This is a genomic window from Roseateles sp. (assembly GCF_047654805.1).
Taxonomy (GTDB): Bacteria; Pseudomonadota; Gammaproteobacteria; order Burkholderiales; family Burkholderiaceae_C; genus Pelomonas.
In genome coordinates this window covers 131399-154035 of record NZ_JASGIV010000001.1, presented here as the reverse complement: position 1 = coordinate 154035, position 22637 = coordinate 131399, and the positions used below count along the sequence as shown (strand labels likewise).

Annotated in this window: 17 protein-coding genes, 1 tRNA gene and 1 riboswitch; of the genes, 10 read left to right on the top strand and 8 right to left on the bottom strand. The window is 68.1% G+C overall.

The window, feature by feature from the left end:
- The first annotated feature begins 23 nt into the window (after positions 1-23).
- From QM732_RS00695 to QM732_RS00685, 3 genes are read left to right on the top strand one after another with little or no spacing between them, the layout of a single operon-like run.
- Complete coding sequence (locus QM732_RS00695; RefSeq protein WP_415654295.1) at positions 24-416, top strand: BlaI/MecI/CopY family transcriptional regulator; 393 nt, start codon at positions 24-26, stop codon at positions 414-416.
- On the top strand, positions 413-2152 hold the full coding sequence (locus tag QM732_RS00690) for a M56 family metallopeptidase (protein WP_415654294.1): 1740 nt from the start codon (positions 413-415) through the stop codon (positions 2150-2152). The genes QM732_RS00695 and QM732_RS00690 overlap by 4 nt, the downstream gene beginning before the upstream one ends.
- Positions 2149-3276 carry an FAD-dependent oxidoreductase gene (locus QM732_RS00685; protein ID WP_415654293.1) on the top strand — a complete coding sequence of 376 codons (1128 nt, stop codon included), beginning with the start codon at positions 2149-2151 and terminating at the stop codon, positions 3274-3276. The genes QM732_RS00690 and QM732_RS00685 overlap by 4 nt, the downstream gene beginning before the upstream one ends.
- Here QM732_RS00685 and QM732_RS00680 read toward each other — a convergent pair.
- The 4 genes from QM732_RS00680 to mutM all read right to left on the bottom strand — a co-directional run bounded on the left by QM732_RS00680 (position 3273) and on the right by mutM (position 7379).
- Positions 3273-5069, bottom strand: a complete 1797-nt coding sequence (locus QM732_RS00680) for a methyl-accepting chemotaxis protein (RefSeq protein WP_415654292.1) — start codon at positions 5067-5069, stop codon at positions 3273-3275. The genes QM732_RS00685 and QM732_RS00680 overlap by 4 nt on opposite strands.
- A gap of 88 nt (positions 5070-5157) precedes the next feature.
- The gene (locus tag QM732_RS00675; protein WP_415654291.1) at positions 5158-5460 is read right to left on the bottom strand and encodes a hypothetical protein; all 303 of its coding nucleotides are present in this window, start codon (positions 5458-5460) and stop codon (positions 5158-5160) included.
- Positions 5461-5541: 81 nt separating this feature from the next.
- Positions 5542-6564 (bottom strand): A/G-specific adenine glycosylase, encoded by a 1023-nt coding sequence (gene mutY, locus QM732_RS00670; RefSeq protein ID WP_415654290.1) that lies wholly within the window; start codon positions 6562-6564, stop codon positions 5542-5544.
- On the bottom strand, positions 6561-7379 hold the full coding sequence (gene mutM, locus QM732_RS00665; RefSeq protein WP_415654289.1) for a bifunctional DNA-formamidopyrimidine glycosylase/DNA-(apurinic or apyrimidinic site) lyase: 819 nt from the start codon (positions 7377-7379) through the stop codon (positions 6561-6563). Before mutM ends, mutY begins: the two co-directional genes overlap by 4 nt.
- A gap of 42 nt (positions 7380-7421) precedes the next feature.
- Between mutM and QM732_RS00660 the strand changes: the two genes are divergently transcribed.
- The 6 genes from QM732_RS00660 to QM732_RS00635 all read left to right on the top strand — a co-directional run bounded on the left by QM732_RS00660 (position 7422) and on the right by QM732_RS00635 (position 12419).
- On the top strand, positions 7422-9176 hold the full coding sequence (locus QM732_RS00660; RefSeq protein ID WP_415654288.1) for a tetratricopeptide repeat protein: 1755 nt from the start codon (positions 7422-7424) through the stop codon (positions 9174-9176).
- Entirely contained in the window at positions 9173-9697 is a 525-nt protein-coding gene (locus QM732_RS00655) for an outer membrane lipoprotein LolB (protein WP_415654287.1), read from the top strand. The genes QM732_RS00660 and QM732_RS00655 overlap by 4 nt, the downstream gene beginning before the upstream one ends.
- Positions 9681-10574 (top strand): 4-(cytidine 5'-diphospho)-2-C-methyl-D-erythritol kinase, encoded by an 894-nt coding sequence (gene ispE, locus QM732_RS00650; protein ID WP_415654286.1) that lies wholly within the window; start codon positions 9681-9683, stop codon positions 10572-10574. Before QM732_RS00655 ends, ispE begins: the two co-directional genes overlap by 17 nt.
- 39 nt (positions 10575-10613) lie before the next feature.
- Positions 10614-10690: transfer RNA gene (locus QM732_RS00645), tRNA-Gln, on the top strand.
- A 61-nt stretch (positions 10691-10751) separates the two neighbouring features.
- On the top strand, positions 10752-11714 hold the full coding sequence (locus QM732_RS00640) for a ribose-phosphate pyrophosphokinase (RefSeq protein WP_415654285.1): 963 nt from the start codon (positions 10752-10754) through the stop codon (positions 11712-11714).
- 81 nt (positions 11715-11795) lie between these two features.
- On the top strand, positions 11796-12419 hold the full coding sequence (locus QM732_RS00635; RefSeq protein ID WP_415654284.1) for a 50S ribosomal protein L25/general stress protein Ctc: 624 nt from the start codon (positions 11796-11798) through the stop codon (positions 12417-12419).
- A 51-nt stretch (positions 12420-12470) separates the two neighbouring features.
- On the opposite strand, the gene QM732_RS00630 is transcribed toward QM732_RS00635, so the two are convergent.
- From QM732_RS00630 to QM732_RS00615, 4 genes are read right to left on the bottom strand one after another with little or no spacing between them, the layout of a single operon-like run.
- On the bottom strand, positions 12471-13883 hold the full coding sequence (locus tag QM732_RS00630; RefSeq protein ID WP_415654283.1) for an efflux transporter outer membrane subunit: 1413 nt from the start codon (positions 13881-13883) through the stop codon (positions 12471-12473).
- A 4-nt stretch (positions 13884-13887) separates the two neighbouring features.
- Complete coding sequence (locus tag QM732_RS00625; RefSeq protein WP_415654282.1) at positions 13888-17001, bottom strand: multidrug efflux RND transporter permease subunit; 3114 nt, start codon at positions 16999-17001, stop codon at positions 13888-13890.
- Positions 16998-20129: an MdtB/MuxB family multidrug efflux RND transporter permease subunit gene (locus tag QM732_RS00620; protein WP_415654281.1), complete on the bottom strand. Its 3132-nt coding sequence runs from the start codon at positions 20127-20129 to the stop codon at positions 16998-17000. The genes QM732_RS00625 and QM732_RS00620 overlap by 4 nt, the downstream gene beginning before the upstream one ends.
- Before the next feature lie 10 nt (positions 20130-20139).
- On the bottom strand, positions 20140-21564 hold the full coding sequence (locus QM732_RS00615) for an MdtA/MuxA family multidrug efflux RND transporter periplasmic adaptor subunit (protein ID WP_415654280.1): 1425 nt from the start codon (positions 21562-21564) through the stop codon (positions 20140-20142).
- An 82-nt stretch (positions 21565-21646) separates the two neighbouring features.
- Between QM732_RS00615 and pth the strand changes: the two genes are divergently transcribed.
- Positions 21647-22279 carry an aminoacyl-tRNA hydrolase gene (gene pth, locus QM732_RS00610; RefSeq protein WP_415654279.1) on the top strand — a complete coding sequence of 211 codons (633 nt, stop codon included), beginning with the start codon at positions 21647-21649 and terminating at the stop codon, positions 22277-22279.
- 97 nt (positions 22280-22376) lie between these two features.
- Positions 22377-22608: riboswitch (cobalamin riboswitch) on the top strand.
- Positions 22609-22637 lie beyond the last annotated feature (29 nt).

Here is a 22637-nt window from a genome sequence, read left to right as displayed (position 1 = left end):
TCTAGAACGACTATTCTGAATCCATGAAACCCACCTCTCCTCCCGCGGCCCGGCCCACGGCCGCCGAGCTGGACCTGCTGCAGGTCCTGTGGCGGCTCGGCGCTGCCGACGCCAAGGCCGTCCACGAGGCCCTGCTGCCCGAACGTCCCGACGCAAGCTACGCCACCGTGCTGCGCCAGCTGCAGGTCATGCACGGCAAGGGACTGCTGAGCCGAGACGAAAGCCAGCGCCCGCAGCTCTATGCGCCCTTGCACGCCCAGGACAAGCTGCAGCAGTCCCTGGTCAGGGACTTCATCGCCAAGGCCTTCGCCGGCTCGGGCAAGGCCCTGGTGCTGGCCGCGCTGAAAGGCCATGTCAACGCAAAGGAGCGTGCGGAGATCCGTCAGTTGCTTGCAAAGAACGGAGACGAAGCATGAGCCTTGACGCCGTGATGAACGCCTGGGGCTGGGCTCTGCTGAACTTCGTCTGGCAAGGCGCCCTCGTCGGTGCCGTGGCGGCGCTGCTGCTGGCGCTGCTGCGCGGCGCGTCTGCGCGCTGGCGCTACGCCGTTTGCGCCGTCAGTCTGGGTCTGTGCCTGGGCCTGCCGCTGGCTCAATGCTTGGACTTCGCGCCCACTGAAGGCCAGTTCGTCGGCGAGTTGTCGGCGCTGGCCGAGCAGATGCCAGCACTCGTCAGCGCCTGGGCGCTGGGCACGGGGCTGATGCTATTCCGCCTCGCGTTGGGCCTGGTCTGGGTCGGCCGTGCACGGCGCCGCAGCCAGCCGGCGCCCGCCGAATGGCAGGTGCGGCTTGACGCCCTGGCCCACCGCCTGGGTCTGCGCCGCGCCGTCAGCCTGCGCCTGCTGCCCGAACTGGCCAGCCCGATCACGCTGGGCTCGCTCAGGCCCTGCGTGCTGCTGCCCGCAGCGCTGCTGAGCCGCTTGCCCGTGGAGCTGCTCGAGGCCTTGCTGGCCCACGAGCTGGCCCATGTGCGGCGTTGGGACTACCTCGCCAACCTGCTGCAAAGCGCCGTCGAGGCCCTGCTGTTCTTCCACCCGGTCGTCTGGTGGTTGTCAGCGCGCATGCGCCATGAGCGCGAGCTGGTGGCCGACGAGATTTCGGCCGAACTCCTCGGCGACTCGCGCCGCCTGGCGCTGGCCCTGCACGCATTGTCCGAACTGGATCACTCACCCATGCCCTCTTCCCTCGCCCTGGCCGCCCGTGGTGGCGACCTGCTCGCCCGCATCGAACGCCTGCTCGCCCCACGCCCCCAGGCTACCGGCTGGAAGCTGGCCTTGCCAGCCTTGCTGATCGCGACGACCAGCTTCGTCGTCCAGGCCCGCACCAAGGACGCCCCCCGTACATCCGACACGCCAGCCGCCACCGCCGTCGCGGACGCTCCCGTCGCAAACCTGCCACCCGCCCAGCAACTGCGCCTGCCGGTGAACGCAAAGCATGTGGTCGTCGTCGACGACGCGACCGGCCAGGTGCTGATGGCGCGCGATGCCGACACCGTCGTTCCCATCGCGTCGCTGACCAAGCTGCTGACGGCCATGGTGGTGCTGGACGCCAAGTTGGACCCGGCCGAGAAGCTGCGCATCACCAGCGACGACGTCGACACTCTCAAGCACAGCCGCTCCCGTGTGCGCGTCGGTACGCAGATGAGCCGCCTGGCGGCGCTGGAGCTGGCACTGATGGAGTCCGAGAACCGCGCGGCCGCCGCGCTGGCGCGCACCTTCCCCGGCGGCGAGGCCGGCTTCGCCAAGGCCATGCAGGCCAAGATCCGCGCGCTTGGACTGAAGCGCACGGCCATCAGCGACCCCACCGGCCTGTCGCCGGCCAACACCTCCACCGCCACCGAGATCGCCACCATCACGGCCGCCGCGGCGCGCTATGGCGAGATCGAACGCATCACCAGCGTCAGGAAGGCCAACGTGCCGGTGGACGGCCGTCCGCGCGAGATCCGCAACACCAACCGCCTGGTGGGTGCCAAGGGCTGGAATATCAGGGTCTCAAAGACCGGCTACACCGAGGAGGCCGGCCGCTGCCTGGCGATGCGCATCCTCAACGGCAAACGGCCTGTCACCGTCGTGCTGCTGGACGCCGACGGCTCGGCCAACCGCTTGCGCGACGCGGCGCTGATCCGCAAGTCGCTGGCCCGGCAGGCCTCATGAAGCGCCGCAGCCTGCTCGCGGCCGGCAGTGCCGCGCTCACCCTGCCCGCATGGCCCCTGGAATTCGCGGCGCCGCACCCACCGGCCGCGATGCGCGTCAGCACGGACCGCATCGTCGACATCGCCGTGGGCATACGCCCCTTCCGCGCCCAAGGCCCGCGCATCGAGTCGCAGAAGCGTTTCGGCAAGACGGTGATCCACCACTACGGCCACGGTGGCAGCGGGTGGTCGCTATCCTGGGGCTCCGCACAGCGAGCCCTGGCACTGCTCCAGGCCAGTGGCGCGAAGCCCGGCGAGCGCGTCGCCGTCATCGGCTGCGGCGCCATCGGGCTGACGACCGCACGCACGCTCCAGCAAGCCGGCCACAAGGTGCGCCTCTACGCCAAGGACCGTCCGCCCCTCGTGCATTCCTCGGCGGCGACGGGGTTGTGGACACCGGATTCGCGCATCGTCGCGAGCGAACACGCCAGCGAGCCCTGGATGGTCAGCTGGGAAGCGATGGCCCGGGCCTCGTTCAAGGTGCATCAGGGCTATCTCGGACTGCCCTCCGGGCCAGTCGAATGGCATGACGGCTACGTGGTGTCCGACGAGGGTTTCAATGCACCGCTGGGAGGCCATGTCGGCGAGCCCGACTACCCCGATCTCGCAGGCCGCGTCGCCGACCTGCGTCCACAGGGCAAGGCGATGGCGGCCGACGAGCACCCGTTTCGCACACCCCATGTGCGCCGCTTCACGCAGCTCGTCTTCAACATCCCGGCCTACCAGCGCCTGCTGCTGGACGATTTCGCGCGCGACGGCGGCGAATTGGTGCAGCGCGAGTTCCGCTCGCCGCGGGAGTTCGCGCGACTACCGGAGAAATGCGTCGTCAACTGCACCGGCGACGGTGCCCGCCTGCTACTGGGCGACGCCAGCATGACCCCCGTGCGCGGCCAGACGGCCCATCTCGTGCCTCAGCCCGAGGTGGACTACGCTCTGATCTACCGTGGCCAGAACGTCGTCGCGCTGCCGCGTCGCGACGGCCTGCTCGTCGCCGCAATGGGCGAGCATGATTTCGGAAACGACGACCTGCGCCCCGATCGCGCGCACTCGGAGGACGCCGTACGGCGCCTGGCGCGGCTGTTCTAGAAGGTCTCCCAGTCGCCCTCGCTGGGCGCTGGCGCGGCAGGCCGAGGTGCCGGCGCGGCGGAGACGGGCCGGGGCACAGCGACCGCGGGCTTGGCCACAGGCTTCTTCGCGGCGGCCCTCACGATGGCGGCCTTGGCCGGCTTGGGAGCGAGCGGCCTGGCGGACGCCACGACCGGCCGCGGGGCTGGCGGCCTGGGTGCGCTGCGCGACGCGGCCGGCGCAAGGCCGGCGCTGTCGACGCGGAAGGCCGCCACGGCCTCGGACAGCTTGGCCGTCTGCATGCGCATGCTCTCCGCGGCCGCAGCAGTCTGTTCCACCAGGGCCGCGTTCTGCTGCGTGGCCTGGTCGAGCTGGCTGACGGCGGCATTGATCTGCCCCACGCCTTCGGATTGCTCGCGGCTGGACACGGTGATCTCGCCGACCAGATCGGTCACCTTGCGCACCTCGTTGACCATCTGGCCTATGGTCTCGCGCGCAGCCAGCACCTGGGCGCTGCCGCTCTCCACCTTGCCGACGCTGTCGCCGATGAGGCTCTTGATCTCCTTGGCCGCCTCGGCGCTGCGCTGGGCCAGCAGCCGCACCTCGCCGGCCACGACAGCGAAACCGCGGCCTTGCTCGCCGGCACGGGCCGCTTCCACCGCCGCATTCAGCGCCAGGATGTTGGTCTGGAAGGCAATGCCGTCGATGGTGCCAATGATGTCGGAGATCTTGCGGCTGGACTCGGAGATCGCGTCCATCGTCGTGACCACCTCGCCGACCGCCGTGCCGCCCGCGCCGGCCACCTCGGAGGCATGGTTGGCGAGCTGGTCGGCCTGGCGGGCATTGTCGGCATTGGCCTTGATCTGCGCCGCCATCTGCTCGACGGAGGCGGCCGTCTCTTCGAGGCTGGATGCCTGGCTCTCGGTGCGCGCGGACAGGTCGGCATTGCCTTGTGCGATCTCTGCCGCAGCGACGTTGAGCTGGTCGCAGCCCTGGCGCACGCCGGACACCATGCGCGCCAGGTTCTGTGTCATCTCGTCGAGCATGCTCAACAGCTGGCCGAGCTCGTCGCGTGAGCTGCTGTGCACGCGCTTGGTCAGATCGCCGCCGGCCACAGCTCTGACAGCTTCAGAGGCGAGCTGCACCGGACCGGTGATGGAACGCGTGATGAGCACCGCCGCGACGATGCCCAGGCCCAGGGCCACCAGCGAGGCGATGGCGAACGTCCACAGCACGCGGCGGTAGGCTGCCTCAGCAGAGGCCGTCGTGGCGTTGGCCAGCTTCTCGTTGTAGGCCCACCATTGATCAACTGCCTCGCGCACGGGCGTGAAGGCGGCGCGAGCTGCGCCGAAGGTCATCTCCCTGGCTGCAGTTCCCTGGGTCGGATCGGACGCACTGTCGCTGGACGCCTTCAGCACCTTGTCCTGCACGGCGAGGTAGGCGGCCAGGCCTTCGCCCACCTTCTTCAGCAGCGCGCGGTCCTCGTCGTCGGTCACCAGCGGCTCGTACTCCTTGAGCCGTTTCTGCAGGTCGCCACGCGCCTTGGCAATGCGCTCGCCAAGCGACTTCTTCTCCTTGTCGTCGTCGCTCAGGATGTGCTGCTGTTCCAGTCGCCGCGCGTCGGAGATGGCGCCGTCGATCTGGTGGATGTTGCGCAGCGACGGCAGGATGTTGCCGGGGTAGTACTCTGCGTAGTAGTTGATTGACTTCGCCAGCAGCGCCCCGCCGCCGGCCATCGCCAGCATCAGCGCCAGCAAAACAAAGAATGCAAAGCCAAGGCGCGCCCCAACGCGCAGGTTCTTCAATGCATCCACGGCTGTCTCCCCTTCGTCGTTGTGCCGGGGGACTTTGCCCTTTTCGCCTCAGGCAGGCAATGAGCGCGGGCGTGCAGACTGCACGATGTCAGCTTTCCGCCGCATCGGCCTCGCTGAGCAGCAACGCCAGCAGCACGGCCGTTCCGACGGGCATGAAGATCACCACGGCGATGAACCAGGGCCAAAAGGCCCTCCCGGTGCGCCGCACGAGCTGCATCATGAAGACGCAGTGCATGGCGCCGGACACGATGAGGCCCAGGCCCGAGATCGCAAGCAGGCCGGCCGACGGCTCTCCTTCCTGCGTGCTGCCGATGAGCTGCCACAGGCAGAAGCCCGCGATGACCAGCGTGATCAGCGAGTACTCGATGCCACTCTTGATGTGGGCCTTCATGCCAGTGCCACCCGGTCGCACGCGGGCAACGATACGCCCGACCGGAGGGCGGCGATCGTGGTGGGCGTGGTGGCAGCTTCGTCAGCTTTCATCGATCAGCTTCTTCAGAGGCGCCGGCAGCGCGTAGCTGGCGAGTTTCTCCCGGGCGACCCAGGTACCGCCAGGCAGGTTTCCCTCGGGAGCCTCGGCCCGCATCGTGTGCAGCACCCAGTCGAAATGAGTCAGCGCATGTTCTATGCGCGGCAGCGTCTCCAGCGCGGCGCCAGGCAGGGCCGCGCGCGCACCGGCCTCGTCCTCGAACATCGGCAGCGTCCACAACCCGGCCCAGACGCCAGTGGCAGGACGCTGTTGCAGCAGGATCTGGCCGCCGGCCTTCTCCACCCACAGCCACCAGCTCTCGCGTCGGCCGCGCTTGAGCTTGCGGGTCTTGACCGGATAGCGTGTCGGCGAGCCGTCTCGCTGAGCGAGGCACAGCGGCTGCACCGGGCAAAGCAGGCAGTTGGGCGAACGCGCCGTGCAGACAGTGGCCCCCAGGTCCATCAGGCCTTGCGTATACCGCTCCACGTCCTGTTCAGGCAGCAGCCCGGTGGCATGGTCCCAGAGCTTCCTCTCAGCGACGCTGCTGGCCAGGTCGCCCTCGAAGGCCAGCACGCGGCCCAGCACGCGCTTGACGTTGCCGTCCAGGATGGCGACGCGCTCGCCGAAGCAAAAGGCCGCGATCGCGGCCGCCGTCGAGCGACCTATGCCCGGCAGCGTCTGCAAGCCCGCCGCCGTGGGCGGGAATTCGCCGCCATGCAGTTGCGCCACGGCCCGGGCGCAGGCATGCAGGTTGCGCGCGCGGCTGTAGTAGCCCAGGCCGGCCCACTGCGCCAGCACCTCGTCCAGCGAGGCAGCAGCGAGGTCCGTGACCCTCGGCCAGCGCGCCAGGAAGCGCTCGTAGTAGCCCAGCACCGTCGACACCTGTGTCTGCTGCAGCATGACCTCGGACAGCCAGACGCGGTAGGGATCGCGAGTGTTCTGCCACGGCAGCGTGTGCCGGCCATGCTGGCGCTGCCAGGCAACGACGGTCTTGCCGAAGTCCTCGGTCAGCGCTTGTGGCGTCATCGTTTCTGACATTGGGGACAGAAAAAGGTGGAGCGCTGCCCCTGCACGATGCGCCGGATGGCGGTGCCGCAGCGCCGGCAGGCCTCGCCCTCGCGGCCATAGACCTGGGCCTGCATCTGGAAGCTGCCGGCCACGCCGTGGGCGTCCCGGAAGTCGCGCAGCGTCGTGCCGCCGGCCTCCAGCGCCTGGCCGAGCACCTGCCGCACGGCAGCAGCGAGCTTGTCGGCTCGCGGCCGGCTGAGCTTGCCCGAGGGCAGGCGCGGGTCGATACCGGCCATGAAGAGGGCTTCGCACGCATAGATGTTGCCGGCGCCGACGACGATGTCGCCCGCCAGAAGCGCCTGCTTGACGGGCACGCGCCGGCCACTCAGCGCTGCATGCAGGTGCAGGCCGTCAAAACGTTCATCGAAAGGCTCCAGGCCCAGCCCCCCCAGCAGCGTCACCACCGGCTCGGCCTGCAGCGAAGCCGCCCAGACAACGGCGCCGAAGCGACGAGGGTCGGTCAGCCGCAGCAGGCCGCGGTCGGTATGCAGGTCGAAATGGTCGTGCGCACCCGGCGCTGGCGTCGTGTCGAGAAAGGCCAGGGAACCCGACATGCCCAGGTGCATCAGCAGCCCGCCACTGTCATGCAGCGGAAGCCACAAATATTTACCACGCCTTTGCACTTCGCCGACCCGGCTGCCAAGCAGCGTTTCAGGGTCCACGCCAATGGGCCAGCGCAGCGGTTTCCCCAGGCGCAGGCCGGTAACCCGGGCTCCCTGGATGGCGGCGGCAAAGCTGCGGCGCGTGACTTCGACTTCGGGCAACTCGGGCATGGGGGCGAAATCATAATCAGGCCGTTGTTTGCCGGAGCCCGAATGCCTTTGCCCCTTCGCCGAGTGATGATCGCCGCCAGCCTGCTGGCCGCGCTGCAAGCCCATGCCCAGGACGCCGCGCCGCCGAGCTCTGCGGCCAGTGCACCTGCCGAGGCGCCGACGAACTCGGCGATGGACGCGCCACTGTTCTATCAGTTGCTGATCGGCGAGATCGAGCTGCAGAACGGCCAGGCCGGAGTCGCCTTCCAGGTCCTGCTGGACGCCGCACGGCGGACGGCCGACGAGGAGCTGTTCAAGCGCGTCGTCAACATCGCCATCCAGGCCCGCGCCGGCGACCAGGCGCTGATGGCTTCGCGCGCCTGGGCCGAAACCGTGCCGACGTCCAGCGAAGCACTGCAGAGCACGGTGCAACTGCTGGCCCTGATGAACAAGCCCGCCGAGGTGTCGCAGCCGCTGTCGGCGCTGCTGCGCATCGCGCCTGCGGCGCAGCGCCCTGGCCTCATCCTCGCGCTGCCGCGACTATTCCAGCGCTCGCCCGACCCCAAGGCGGTGCTCGCCGCCATCGGCCCGGTGTTGCGCGCCCAGACCGGATCGCTCCACCCCCCCGCCGTCTATACCGAAGCCCGCCTCGCCATCAATGCCGGCGAAAGCGCACGGGCGCTAGCGCTGACCCGGGAGCTTAGCCAGGCCCTGCCGGACGGTGACGACGCGATGCAGCTTGCCGTCGACCTCATGCCCACCGAACCACAGGCAGAAGGCCTGATCACCGAACGGCTGCAGCGCAAGCCCGACCAGCATGCGCTGCGCCAGGCCTACGGCCGCGCGCTGATCCAGGCCCAGCGGCCGGCAGACGCGGCACGCGAGTTCCGCCAGCTGACTGTGGCCACGCCTGACAACCCCGCGCCTTGGCTGGCCCTGGGTGCCATCGAGCTGGAGCTCAAGCATCCGACCGCGGCTGAAGATGCGCTGCGCGAAGGCCTGAAACGCCTGGACACGCCGGCCGCCGGCACCGACGCCGAGATCAAGGCCCGCACGGACGGGCGCCGGCAGGCCTGGCTGATGCTGTCCCAGGCGGCCGAGCAGCGCGGCGACCTGAAGGCCGCGGAGGCCGCGCTGCAAAAGGTCGACAGCAGCGGCCTGGACGTGCGCTACCGCCGCGCCAGCCTGCTGGCCCGGCGGGGCTTGCTGGCCGAGGCCCGCAAGCTGCTGCAGCCAGACGCCGACACCAGTGACGCGGACGCCCGCGCCCTGCTGCTGGCCGAGGCGCAGCTGATGCGCGAGCAACGCGACTACGCGGCCTCGCTCAAGGTGCTCAAAACCGCCACGGCCCGATTCAGCGGCGATCCCGACCTGATCTACGAGCAGGCCATGATGACCGAGAAGGTCGGCCGGTTCGATGAGATGGAGTCCCTGCTGCGCAAGGTCATCGAGATCAAGCCCGACTACCACCACGCCTACAACGCGCTTGGCTACTCGCTGGCCGAGCGCAATCAGCGCCTGCCCGAGGCCAAGCAGCTCATCGAGCAGGCGCTGAAGCTGGCACCTGGCGAGCCCTTCATCGTCGACAGCCTGGGCTGGGTTGAGTTTCGCCTCGGCAACCTGGCCGAAGCCACCCGGCTGCTGCGCCAGGCTCACGCCGGCCGGCCCGACGCCGAGATTGCGGCCCACCTGGGCGAAGTGCTCTGGGCCAGTGGTGCGCAGGACGAGGCCCGGCGCGTGCTCGCCGAAGCCGCGCGGCGCGACCCCGATAACGAGGCGCTGCGCGAAACCCTCGACCGGCTGAAGGTCAAGCCGTGAGGTTGGCGCTCGCCTGCCTCGCGCTGGCCTTCGCCGGCTGCGCGCAACTGCCCCATACACCGCCGGCTGGTCACGAAGCCCGGCTCAGCGGCCGCATCAGCGTGACCGTGGCCGGCGACGTTCACAGCCGTGGCACCGGCGGCGCTGCCAGTTTCGAGCTCTTCGGTGGCCCCGAGGCCGGCCGGCTGGAACTCACCTCGCCGCTGGGCTCGCTGGTGGCCCGTGCGGACTGGCAGCCGGGTCGGGTCACTTTGCAGACGCCAAACGACGAACGGCGCTTCGACGACCTGGACTCGCTGACCCGTGAGCTGCTGGGTGAGGCCGTGCCGGTGGCCGCGCTGTTCGACTGGCTGAACGGGCGCCCCTGGTCCGCGGCACCGCATCAGAAGACGGCCAACGGCTTCGAACAGTTGGGCTGGCGCATCGAGCCGCGACCGCCCGCCCTCGTCGCAACGCGACTGGCCGAGCCCGTCGTCACGCTACGCGCCAAGCTGGATGGAGGCGATGAAGGCACTCCATGACCTGGCCGCGCCGGCCAAGCTCAATCTATTCCTGCACGTCGTCGGCAAGCGGGCAGACGGCTACCACCTGCTGCAATCACTCTTCGTGCTGCTCGACTGGGCCGACACGCTGCATGTCGAACGTCGCACCGATGGGCAATTGCGCCGCCACGACGTGCTCGGGGGCGATCTGCCGGCAGACGACCTCTGCCTGCGCGCCGCCCGCCTGCTGCAGGCGGAGACGTGCTGCGCACTGGGCGCCGACATCCACCTCGAGAAGCGCCTGCCCGCCGGTGCCGGCATGGGCGGCGGCTCGTCCGATGCGGCGACGACGCTGCTGGCGCTGAATCGCCTCTGGGACCTGCGGCTGCCACTGCCCAGGCTGTCGGCGCTGGGCCTCAAGCTCGGTGCCGATGTGCCGTTCTTCCTCGGCGGCGGGCCGGCCCTCGTCGAGGGCATCGGTGAAATCCTGCACCCGCTTTCCGTCCCGGAACAGCGCTTCGCCGTCATCAAGGGACCGGGCGGCCTGGCCACCAAAGAGATCTTTTCGAGCGAACTCTTGGCAAGGTCCGAAAACTTGGCTATAGTCGCGGGCTTTCCCGCCCTGGCTGGAACTGCAGAAAACCTGGTGAGTGGATTCGGTCGAAACGACCTGCAACCCGCCGCCGAAGGGATCAGCAGTGACGTGCGAGACGCGTTGGCTCTGTTGTCAGAACATTTTGGCAACGCCCGGATGACGGGCTCAGGAGCCGCCGTGTTTGCCGCACTCTCCGGGGATGGAAAAGATGGCAAGGACGACCAGTCCCTGGCGACATTGCTTCAGGCTCGACCTGAAGGGTGGACCGGTCGAATCTGCCGCAGTCTGGCTCAACACCCGCTCGCGGGCTGGGCCGATTGAGAAAGTTGTAGGGTGCAGCAGCTCTGCTGTGTCCTGTGTAGGGGAGTCGCCAAGTTGGTCAAGGCATCGGATTTTGATTCCGACATGCGAGGGTTCGAGTCCTTCCTCCCCTGCCAAATTTCTGCTTTTCGCTGAACCGGCTTGCTTCAGCGAGCCACTGATACCCAGAGGCTCCCAGTGCTGCTCAACACGGTTCTCTTCACCGGCAACGCGAACCCGGTTCTCTCCCAGGAGATCGCCACCCATCTCGGCCTCGAGCTGGGCAAGGCCGTGGTCGGCCGCTTTTCCGATGGCGAGGTCACCGTCGAGATCCAGCAGAACGTCCGCGCCCGCGACGTTTTCGTCGTCCAGCCCACCTGCGCGCCGACGAACGAGAACCTGATGGAGCTGCTGATCATGGTGGACGCGCTCAAGCGCGCCAGCGCCCGCCGCATCACCGCCGTGATCCCCTACTTCGGCTATGCCCGCCAGGACCGTCGCCCGCGCTCGACCCGCGTGCCCATCTCGGCCAAGGTCGTCGCCAACCTGCTGGAGACCGTCGGCGTCGAGCGCGTGCTGACCATGGACCTGCATGCCGACCAGATCCAGGGCTTCTTTGACATCCCGGTCGACAACATCTACGCATCGCCGGTGCTGCTGTCGGACCTGAAGAGCCGCAACTACAAGGATCTCGTCGTCGTGTCGCCGGACGTCGGCGGCGTCGTGCGCGCCCGCGCGCTGGCCAAGCAGCTGGGCTGCGACCTGGCCATCATCGACAAGCGCCGCCCGGCAGCCAACGTGTCCGAGGTGATGCATGTCATCGGCGAGATCGACGGCCGCAACTGCGTGATCATGGACGACATGATCGACACCGCCGGCACGCTGGTGAAGGCGGCCGAGGTGCTGAAGGCCCGCGGGGCCAAGAGCGTGTTCGCCTATTGCACCCACCCCATCCTGTCGGGCCCGGCCATCGAGCGCATCGCTGGCTCGCAGCTGGACGAAGTCGTCATCACCAACACCATTCCCTTGACCGACGCGGCCAAGGCCTGCAAGAAGATCCGCCAGCTGTCGGTGGCCTTCCTGTTCGCCGAGACCATCCGCCGCATCTCCGATGGCGAGTCGGTCACATCCCTCTTCTCGGAACAGAACAACAACTTCTGATCCGGGTTTCGTCGCTGTCGCAAGACGGCATTGCAATACGGCGCCTGGTCGCGGGTGCCGTTCTCTTTTTGGAGATAAACCATGAAGTTCGTCGCTTTTGAGCGCAAGCTGCAGGGGACCGGAGCGAGCCGCCGCCTGCGAGTCGCCGGCAAGGTGCCCGGTATCGTTTTTGGCGCTGGTGAGCCCACCATGATCGAACTCGATCACAACGCGCTCTTCCACGCCCTCAAGAAGGAAGCCTTCCACAGCTCGCTGCTGGACATGGAGCTGAACGGCACCACGACGCAAGTGCTGCTGCGCGACTTCCAGATGCACCCCTACAAGCCGCAAGTCCTGCACGCTGACTTCCAGCGCGTGGACGGCACGACCAAGATCACGAAGAAGGTGCCGCTGCACTTCATCGGTGAAGAGACCTCGCCGGCCGTCAAGACCGACCACTGCACGGTCAACCACGTCGTCACCGAGCTGCTGATCACGTGCCTGGCCCAGCAACTGCCCGAGTTCATCGAGATCGACCTGTCCGGCCTGACCAAGGGTCACTCGCTGCACGTCAACGACATCAAGATGCCCGCCGGCGTCAAGGTCGTTACCCACGGCAAGCCCAACCCCGTCATCGCGACGCCGGTCGAGCCCAAGGTCGAGGAAATCGTCGTGGCTGCCGCTCCGGCCGCCGACGACAAGAAGGGCAAGAAGGGCAAGAAGTAATTCTTCTCGCCGGCTTCAGCCAAGACGAAGGGCTCCGCACGGAGCCCTTTTTCATTGCTGCGCCGACGACGGCGGCAGCCGTCCGCCCAGGTTCTTCAGCAGCAGGTTGGCCGCCACCAGCTGACGATTTCGCGACGAAAGCAGGTTGCCCTCCGCCGTCAGCGCCGAGGTCTGCGCTGCACTGACGTTCAAGAAACTGACCGTACCGGCACGGTACTGGTTCAGCACCAGGTCGAGGTTGCGCTCGGCCGCCTCGAACGCATCGCGCTGCAAGGCCAGTGATGCGCCTGACTCGGCGAATTGCACGAGGTTGTCTTCGACCTCCTGGAAGGCCGTGAGCACCACCTGGCGGTAATTGGCCGTCGCCGCTTCGGCCGATGCGCGGGCCTGATCGCTGGCCAGCCTGCGCTGGCCGCCGTCCAGCAGCGGTGCCGCCACGGCCGCGCCAATGGACCACAGCAGGTTGGGCGCCGACACCAGGTTGGACCAGGAGGACCCACGATAGCCCGCACTGCCCGACAGGCTGACCGAGGGGAAGAAAGCCGCATCGGCAATGCCGATCTGCGCGTAGGCGGCTGTCTGGCGCGCCCGTGCGGCGGCGATGTCGGGGCGCTGGGCGAGCAGCGTCGACGGCACCAGGTCCGGCACCGGCGGCAGTTCGGGTAGATGGGCCGTATCTTTACTCGACGGCAGCCGGAACTGCCCTGGCAGCTTGCCCAGCTGCGTCGCGAGGGCATGCTCAAGTTGGGCGCGCTGCGTGCGCATATCGCTGAGCTGGGACTGCACGCTGCGAAGTTGGGTACGGGCCTGCAGCACATCCGTCTGTGCGGCGACACCGCTCGCGTAGCGGGCCTCAGTCAGCTCCAGCGCGCGCTGGTAGGCAGCCGCGGTGCGCTCCAGCAGTGCCTGCTGGGCCTCGGCAGTGCGCAGCGAGAAATAGCTCTGCGTCAATGTCGCCTGGGCCGACAGGCGCAACGCGGCAAGATCGGCCTGACTGGCCTGGTAGCTCGCGCCCGCAGCCTTCACACCCTCTGCGAGACGCCCCCAGAGATCGATCTCCCAGGCTGCATTGGCGGTCAGCGAGTTGCTGGTCGACACGGTGCTCTGGCCGTTGTTGCTCTGCGCAGTCGCCGAACGCGTGCTGCCAGCGCCGACGGACAGCGTCGGGAAGATGGCCGCTTGGCTGGCCCGCAGCACGGCACGCGCCGAACTGACCTGGGCCAGCGCCGCAGCGAGATTCTGGTTGCCGACGACGAGCTCGGCCTGGAGGCCGTCGAGCACCGGGTCCTTGAACATCGTCCACCAGTCCTCGGGCACAGCCACCTCAGGTGCCACGCGCTGCCAATCGTCCGAACCCCGGAAGCTCGCGGGGGGAGCGGCCTCGGCGGGCGGGCGCTGCGGGGTGACGGCGCAACCGGCCAGCAGCAGGGCCAGGGTCAGGGGAGCGAGGGCGGTCTTCGGCATGGCTTCAGGTCGCGGTCTGGACGGTGGCCGCAACGACAGGCGCGGCCTTGGGGCGCCTGCGGCTCAGCCGATCCATGCAGCAGAACACGACAGGCGTGGTGTAGAGAGTCAGCAGCTGGCTCAGCAGCAGGCCTCCGACGATGGAGATGCCAAGCGGCACGCGCAACTCCGCGCCCTCGCCGTGGCCCAGGGCCAGCGGGACGGCACCGAAGACGGCTGCCACCGTCGTCATCAGGATGGGCCGCAGTCGCAGCAACGCCGCGCGGTAGATGGCCGAACCGGCAGTCAGCCGCCGCCCCCGCTCGGCGGCCGCGCGCTGCGCCGAGATGGCGAAGTCCAGCATCATGATGGCGTTCTTCTTGACGATGCCGATCAGCAGGATGACGCCGATCAGCGCGATGATGGTGAAGTCGGTCTTGAAGGCCATCAGCGCCAGCAGCGCGCCGACACCAGCCGATGGCAGCGTAGACAGGATCGTGATCGGATGGATCAGGCTCTCGTAAAGCATGCCCAACACCAGGTAGATGGTCACGACGGCCGCGAGAATGAGCAGCGGCTGAGACTTCAGCGAAGACTGAAAGGCCTGGGCCGTCCCCTGAAAGCTGCCACGCACCGACACCGGAGCACCGCTGCCCGCGACGGCGTCGTTGACGGCCGTCACCGCGTCGGAAAGCGACACACCTTCCGCCAGATTGAAGCTGATGGTGCTGGCCGGCGTGCCGCTCTGGTGGCTGACGGACAACGGCGTATTCGTCGTCTCGACGCGGGCGACGGCCGACAGCGGTACCTGCTGGCCGCCGCTGCTGGTCAGCATCAGACGGTCCAGCGTTTGCGGACTCTGCAGCCAGACGGGAGCCAGCTCCATGACGACGCGGTACTGGTTCAGCGGGTTGTAGATAACGCCCACCTGACGCTGGCCGAAAGCATTGTTCAGCGTGTTGTCGAAGGCGCTCATCGTGATGCCGAGCCGCGCCAGCGCGTCGCGATCGACGACAAGGGAAGTCTGCGTGCCCTTGTCCTGCTGGTCGGTGTTGACGTCGGTGATCTCGGGCACCTCGGTCAGTGCGCGGCGGATGCGCGGTTCCCAGGTGCGCAGGTCGGCCAAGTCGTCGGCCTGCAGCGTGTACTGCCAGGCCGCGTTGGATTGCCGGCCACCGATGCGGATGTCCTGCACGGGTGCGAGGAAGAGGTTGGCGCCCGGCACCTTGGCCAGCTTGCCGCGAAGCCGGTTGATGACGTCGTCCACGCTCTCCTTGCGCTCGGTGCGGGGTTTGAGGCTGATGAACATGTTGGCGCTGTTGCGCTGGCCCCCGCCGGTGAAGCCGGTCACGTTGGCAACGGCCGGGTCCGCCCGCACGATGTCGTGGAAGGTGCGCAGCTTGAGCTGCATGGACTGGAAGGAACTGGCCTGGTCGGCCTGCACGCCGCCCACCATCAGCCCTGTGTCCTGCTGCGGGAAGAAGCCCTTTGGGATGGTCATGTACAGGTGCACGTTCAGCACGATGACGCCGATCAGTGCCATCAGCGCCAGCGGCTGATGGCGCAGCGTCCAGCGCAGCGAGCGGCGGTAGCCGCGCATCAGCGCGCGCTGGGCCCGAGCCATGGCCCGGCCGAAACGCCCGGGCCGGCGTGCAGCGGCGTGCGGCTTGAGCAGCGTGGCGGCCATCATGGGCGTTGTCGTCAGCGACACCACCATGGACACCAGGATGGCCACCGACAGCACCACCGCGAACTCGCGGAACAGCCGCCCAACGATGCCCCCCATCGCGAGGATGGGGATGAAGACGGCGATCAGGCTCAACGAGATCGACACGACGGTGAAGCCGATCTCGCGCGCTCCGCGCAGCGCCGCCTCGCGCGGTGGCACGCCGCGTTCGATGTGACGCGAGATGTTCTCCAGCACCACGATGGCGTCATCGACGACGAAGCCGGTGGCCACGGTCATCGCCATCAGTGAAAGGTTGTCAATGCTGTAGCCCAGCAGGTACATGGCACCGAACGTGCCAGCCAGCGACACTGGCACGGCCACCGCTGGCAGCAGCGCCGCACGGAAGCGCCGCAAGAAGATGAAGACGACGACGATGACCAGCCCGAAGGCGATGACCAGCGTGCGCTGCACCTCCACGATGCTGCCGCGTATGGTGGCCGTGCGGTCCATGACGACGTTCACATCAATGGCCGGCGAGATGGACGCGCGCAGTTGCGGCAGCAGGCCGCGCACGGTATCCACCGTCTGGATGATGTTGGCGCTGGGCGCCTTGTTCAGGATCAGCAGCACGGCCTGGCGGCCGTTGGCCAGGCCATCGTTGCGAAGGTCCTGCACGCTGTCCTGCAAGTCGGCCACGTCACGCAGGTGCACGGCAGCGCCGTTCCTGTAGCTCAACACCAGCGGCGCGTACTCGGCCGCAGTCTTGGCCTGGTCGTTCGCGGCAATCTGCCAGTAGCGGCCCTCGGACTCCAGCTGACCCTTGGGTCGGTTGGCGTTCGTCGCAACGACGGCCGCGCGCACCTGATCCAGCGAGATGCCCTGGGACGCCAGCTTGTTCGGGTCCAGCTCGATGCGCACAGCCGGCAGCGCGCCGCCGCCCACGGTCACCTGGCCCACGCCATCGACCTGCGACAGCCGCTGCGCCAGCACGGTAGACGCGGCGTCGTACATCTGGCCGCGCGTCAGCGTGTCCGACGTCAGCGAGATGATCATGATGGGTGCATCGGCCGGATTGACCTTGCGGTAGGTCGGGTTGCTGGGCATGCCGCTGGGCAGCAGCGCGCGGGATGCATTGATGCCGGCCTGCACCTCGCGCGCCGCGGCATCGATGTTTCGGCCAAGGTCGAACTGCAGCGTGATACGGGTGCTGCCCAGCGACGACGACGAGGTGATCTCGGTGACGCCAGCGATGCTGCCCAGCGTACGCTCCAGCGGCGTGGCGACCGTCGCGGCCATGGTGTCCGGGCTGGCGCCTGGGAGGGATGCGCTGACCGAGATGGTCGGGAACTCCACCTGCGGCAACGGCGCTATGGGCAGCAAAAGGTAGGCGATGGCCCCGGCCAGCGCGACGCCGCAGGTGATCAGCGCCGTGCCGATGGGGCGCGCTATGAAGACGTGCGACAGGTTCACGCCGCGGCCCCTTCACTGCCCGCCGGCTGGTGGCGGCTGCCCTTGAGACGGGCGGCCAGCGCAGAGAAACCGAGATAGATGACTGGTGTCGTGAAGAGCGTGAGCAGTTGACTGACGATCAAGCCGCCCACCATCACCACGCCCAGCGGATGGCGCAGCTCGCTGCCAACACCCGTGCCCAGCATCAGCGGCAGCGCACCCAGCAGCGCGGCCATCGTCGTCATGAGGATGGGCCGGAAGCGCAGCAGGCATGCCTGATAGATGGCCTCGCGCGGCTTCAGCCCCAGGTCGCGCTCCGCCTCCAGCGCAAAGTCGATCATCATGATCGCGTTCTTCTTGACGATGCCAATCAGCAGCACGATGCCGATGATGGCGATGATGTCCAGGTCCAGCCGGAAGGCCATTAGCGCCAGCAATGCACCCAGACCAGCCGAGGGCAGCGTGGACAGGATGGTCAACGGGTGGATGGTGCTCTCGTAGAGCACGCCCAGCACGATGTACATGGTCACGATGGCCGCCAGGATCAGCAGCAGAGTGCTGGTCAGCGACGCCTGGAAGGCCAGCGCCGCACCCTCGAAGCGAGTCTCCACGCTGAGCGGCAGCTGCAGCGCGTCCACCTCGGCCTTGATGGCCTTCACAGCCTCGCCCAGCGACGCACCCGGCGCGAGGTTGAAGGAGATCGTGGACGACGGGAACTGTGCGACGTGGTTGACCGCGAGCGGTGCTTGCTTCTCGGCGAAGCGGGCTACGGAGCTGAGCGGCACCTGCGTGCCACCGGTGCCCGGCACGTAGAGCCGCCTCAGACCGTCCAATCCGGCGCGGAAGTCAGGCGCCACCTCCAGCACGACGCGGTACTGGTTGCTCTGCGTGAAGATGGTGGAGATCAGCCGCTGACCGAAGGCACTGTAGAGGGCGCTGTCGATGGCGGCGACGCTGACGCCCAGTCGCCCAGCCGCGTCGCGATCAATGTCCACGTAGGCCTGCAGGCCCAGCTCCTGCTGGTCGCTGGCGACGTCCACGATGGACTTGAGTCCTCGCAGGTGATCCAGCACGGCCGCGGTGGAACGGCTCAGCTCGGCCGAGTCCGGCGAGGACAGCGTGAACTGGTACTGGGTCTTCGCAATACGGTCCTCGATGGTGAGGTCCTGCACCGGCTGCAGGTAGAGGGAGATGCCGGGCTCGTCCGCCACCGTGTCGGCGAGGCGACGCGCCACTTCGGCCGCGCTCGCTCCGCGCCCCTCCTTGGGCTTGAGGGTGATCTGAAGCCGGCCCTGGTTCAGCGTCGTGTTGCCGCCATCCACGCCGATGAAGGAGGACACGCTCTCCACGGCCGGATCCTTCAGCACGCGCTCTGCCAGCCGCTGCTGGTGTTCGGCCATGGCAGAGAAGGAGGTGGACTGGGCGGCCTCCGTGATGCCCTGGAGCTGGCCAGTGTCCTGCACCGGAAAGAAGCCCTTGGGCACCAGCAGATAGAGAACACCGGTCAGCACCAGCGTTGCTATGAAGACCACCAGAGTCACCGCCGAACGGTCCAGGACCCAGTTCAACATGCGGCCGTAGGCGGCGATGGTGTCATCGAAAGCCTTGCCGACGCGGCGCCACAGACGACCGTGATCCTCGTCGTGCTCGTGCTTGAGCAGGCGCGCGCACATCATGGGCGTCAGCGTCAACGACACGAAGGCCGAGATCAGGATGGACACCGCCAGCGTGATGGCGAACTCGTGGAACAGGCGTCCCACCACGTCGCCCATGAACAGCAGCGGGATCAGCACCGCGATGAGCGACACCGTCAGCGAGATGATGGTGAAGCCTATCTGCCTGGAGCCGGTCAGGGCCGCGTCGAAGGCACTCACCGTTTCGCCGCCCTCCTCCATGTGGCGCGCGATGTTCTCGATCATGACGATGGCGTCGTCGACGACGAAGCCCGTCGAGATCACAAGCGCCATCAGCGTCAAGTTGTTGATGGAAAAGCCTGCCATGTACATGACGCCAAAGGTGCCCACCAGCGACACCGGCACGGCGACAGCCGGGATGATGGTGGCCGGCAGGCTGCGCAGGAACACGAAGATGACGCCGATGACGAGGACGATGGCGAACAGCAGCTCATGCTCCACGTCACGCACCGAAGCACGGATGGTCGTCGTGCGGTCGCTCAGCACCCGCACATCCAGCGAGGCCGGCAGGCTGGCCTGCAACTGCGGCAGCACGGCCTGCACGCGGTCGACCGTGTCGATGACGTTGGCACCGGGCTGGCGCTGCACGTTCAGGATGACGGCCGACACGGAGGACTGGCCCGCCTGCCCAGCCCAGGCTGCCAGTCGCAGGTTCTCGGCGTCGTCGACCAGGCGGGCCACGTCCTTGAGCCGCACGGGGTTGCCATTCTTGTAGGCGATGACCAGGCTGGCGTATTCGGAGGCACTGCGAAGCTGGTCGTTGGCATCCAGCGTGGAGGCCCGCAGCGGCCCGTCGAAGCTGCCCTTGGACTGGTTGACGTTGGCGGACGAGATGGCCGTGCGCACGTCGTCGATGGACATCCCCAGCGCGGCCAATGCACCCGGGTCGGCCTGGATGCGCACGGCCGGCCGCCGGCCGCCCGCGATGCCCACCAGGCCAACGCCCGGCACCTGCGAGATCTTCTGCGCGAGGCGGCTCTCGACGAGGTCATGCACGCGCGTGATTGGCAGCGTGGCCGACGACACCGCGATGGTCAGCACCGGCGCATCCGCCGGGTTGACCTTGCTGTAGACCGGCGGCATGGGCAGGTCGCTTGGCAGCAGGTTGCTGCCCGCGTTGATGGCCGCCTGAACCTCCTGCTCGGCCACGTCCAGCGACAGGCTGAGCTCGAAGCGCAGCGTGATCACCGAGGCCCCGCCGGAGCTGGTCGACGACATCTGAGCCAGCCCCGGCATCTGGCCGAACTGGCGCTCCAGTGGGGCTGTGACGGAGGAAGTCATCACGTCCGGGCTGGCGCCGGGATAGAGCGTAGTGACCTGGATGGTGGGGTAATCCACCTCCGGCAGGGCCGACACCGGCAGCAGCCGGTAGGCCAGCGCACCGGCCAGCACGATGGCCAGCATCAGCAGCGAGGTCGCGACCGGCCGCGCGATGAACAGGCGTGACGGATTCATGGCCGCTGCCTCAGTTGGCAGGTACTGAGCCTGCGGCGGAGGCGCGATGCTCCTGCAGCCAGGCGCGGCGATCCTCTGGACTCATGGCCCGGAGCTTCTCGACCATCTCGGGCGGTACGCGCTCCATCCAGCGCGACCGATCGCCGCCGGCCGCTTCTGCTCCACTGGCAGGATCGCTCGATGCAGCGCTGGCCGCACCACTGCGGCCCCGGCCACGCCCTCCGCCCGACGCGGCTCCCGCCGCAGGTGTCTTGATGACCTCGGCCTTGCCGCCATCGCGCAGACGGTCAGCCCCGTCGGTAACGACCTGATCACCGGGCCTGAGCTCGCCCTGCACGGCCGTCGAGTCGCCATCAGTGGCCAGCGGCACGACCTTGCGCAGCGTGACTTGGCCGTCCGTCACGACATAGACGAAGGTGCCCGGTGCCCCGCGCTGCACGGCGGCGCTGGGCACGACAAGCACGTCCTTGAGCCGGTCCAGCTGCAGGCGCACATTGACGAACTGGTTGGGGAAGAGGCTGTTGTCCTTGTTGGCGAACAAGGCCTTGACCTTGATGGTGCCCGTCGTCGCATCGATGGCGTTGTCCGTGCTCGCCACCCGGCCTTCACCCAGCAACTGCTTGCGCTCGCGGTCCCAGGCCTGCACGGCCAATGCCTGCTTGTCGGCCAGTTGCTGGCGGATGCGCGGCAGACGCGCGTCGGGTACGGCGAAGACGACGGCGGCCGGCTGGGTCTGGGCGATGCTGAGGATGCCGTTGGTGTCGCTGGGCGTCACGTTGTTGCCCAGGTCCGCCTGCTTCAGGCCGGCCTGCCCGGCGATGGGCGCCGTCACGCGGGTATAGGAGAGCTGCAGCTTGGCGTTGTCCACGGCGGCCTGGTCGGACAGCAGCGTGGCCTCCAGCTGGCGCACCAGGGCCTGCTGGGTGTCGAGCTGCTGGCGCGGCGCGGCATCCTTGGCGACGAGGTCCTTGTAGCGTGCCAGGTCGGCGCGTGCGTTCTCCAGCTGGGCCTGGTCGCGGGCCAGCGTCGCCAGCGCCTGGTCGCGCGCGATCTCGTAGGGCTTGGGATCGATCAGCGCGAGCACCTGGCCCGCCCTCACCGGCTGGCCTTCATGGAAGTACAGGGCCTTGAGCTCGCCGCTGACCTTGGCCCGCACGACAGCCGTGTTGGCCGAGGCGATGCTGCCGATGGCGTCGACGATGACGTTCATGTCGCGCCGCTGCACCATGGCAACGGAGACCGGCTGCGGCCCGCTGCGGCCGAAGCGCCCTCCGGGCGTGCGGCCGGCGCCGGACGCGGCTGACGCTGCCCCGGCCGGTCCATCAGCGGCGCTGCCGTCCCGCCCCTTCCACCACCAGCCCGCGAGGGCCAGTCCGGCCACGGCCACGGCAATCAACACCCAGGTCCTGCTGCGCTTGGAATCCTTGTTTTGCATTCGGTCCACTCCTGATGGCGGCCCAGTGTCCCGGCCGAATGTAGCTGCTGCGTTGCTGAGGCCCAAAGCTACGATCACGGCCATGATCAAACTGATGGTGGGCCTGGGCAACCCCGGCTCCGAGTACGAAGACACTCGCCACAACGCCGGCTTCTGGTGGATAGACGGCCTGGCGCGCGGGCTCAAGGTGAGCCCCTCGCCGGACAAGGCCTACCACGGTCTCGTCGCCCGCGTGAATGGTGCGCCCGGCGCGTCGGGCCCGGTCTGGCTGCTGCAGCCCATGACCTACATGAACCTGTCCGGCAAGTCGGTCGCGGCGCTGGCGCGGTTCTTCAAGATCGCGCCGGAGGAGATCCTGGCCATCCACGACGAACTCGACCTCGCTCCTGGCGAGATGAAGTTCAAGAAGGGCGGCGGCGACGGCGGTCACAACGGGCTGAAAGACATGCGGGCGCAGCTTGGCAGCGGCGAGTTCTGGCGGCTGCGACTGGGCATAGGCCATCCGGGCCACAAGGCCGAGGTCGCCAACTACGTGCTGCGCAAGCCGCCGCTTACCGAGCGCCAGGCGATAGAGGATTGCATCGAGAAAAGCTATGGCGCCGTCGAGCTGATGCTGAGCGGCCAGATGGACAAGGCCTTGGCCAAGATTCACGCCAAGCCGCCGCGCCCCAAGCCGCCCAAGCCCACGCCGCCGGATCCAACTCCCGCGGCATGAGTCCCCTGCCGCCCCTCATCCGGGCGCGGCGCTGCCGATAGCGAGGGCGCCCAGCGCGGTCGGGCCGCGCAAGCCGCACGGGGCATTGGCGCCGGCCGATAGAATCCATACCGTTGGTGCTCGCGCCCGCCTCCATGGCGGCCGCAGTTCAACGGGAATCAGGAGGGGGATCCGCTGCGCGGCCAACCTAACCTGAGCTGTCCCCGCAACGGTAAGTGGACGAGGCTCCCAGCCTCAGCGTTCGATCCACGACCACTGGCCTCATGGCTGGGAAGGTCTCGAATGCAGCGCCACCAGCCCGGATACCGGCCAACGACGGGGTTGCCGTGCCAGCAGGCCGGCAGCCGTTTTTCAGCGG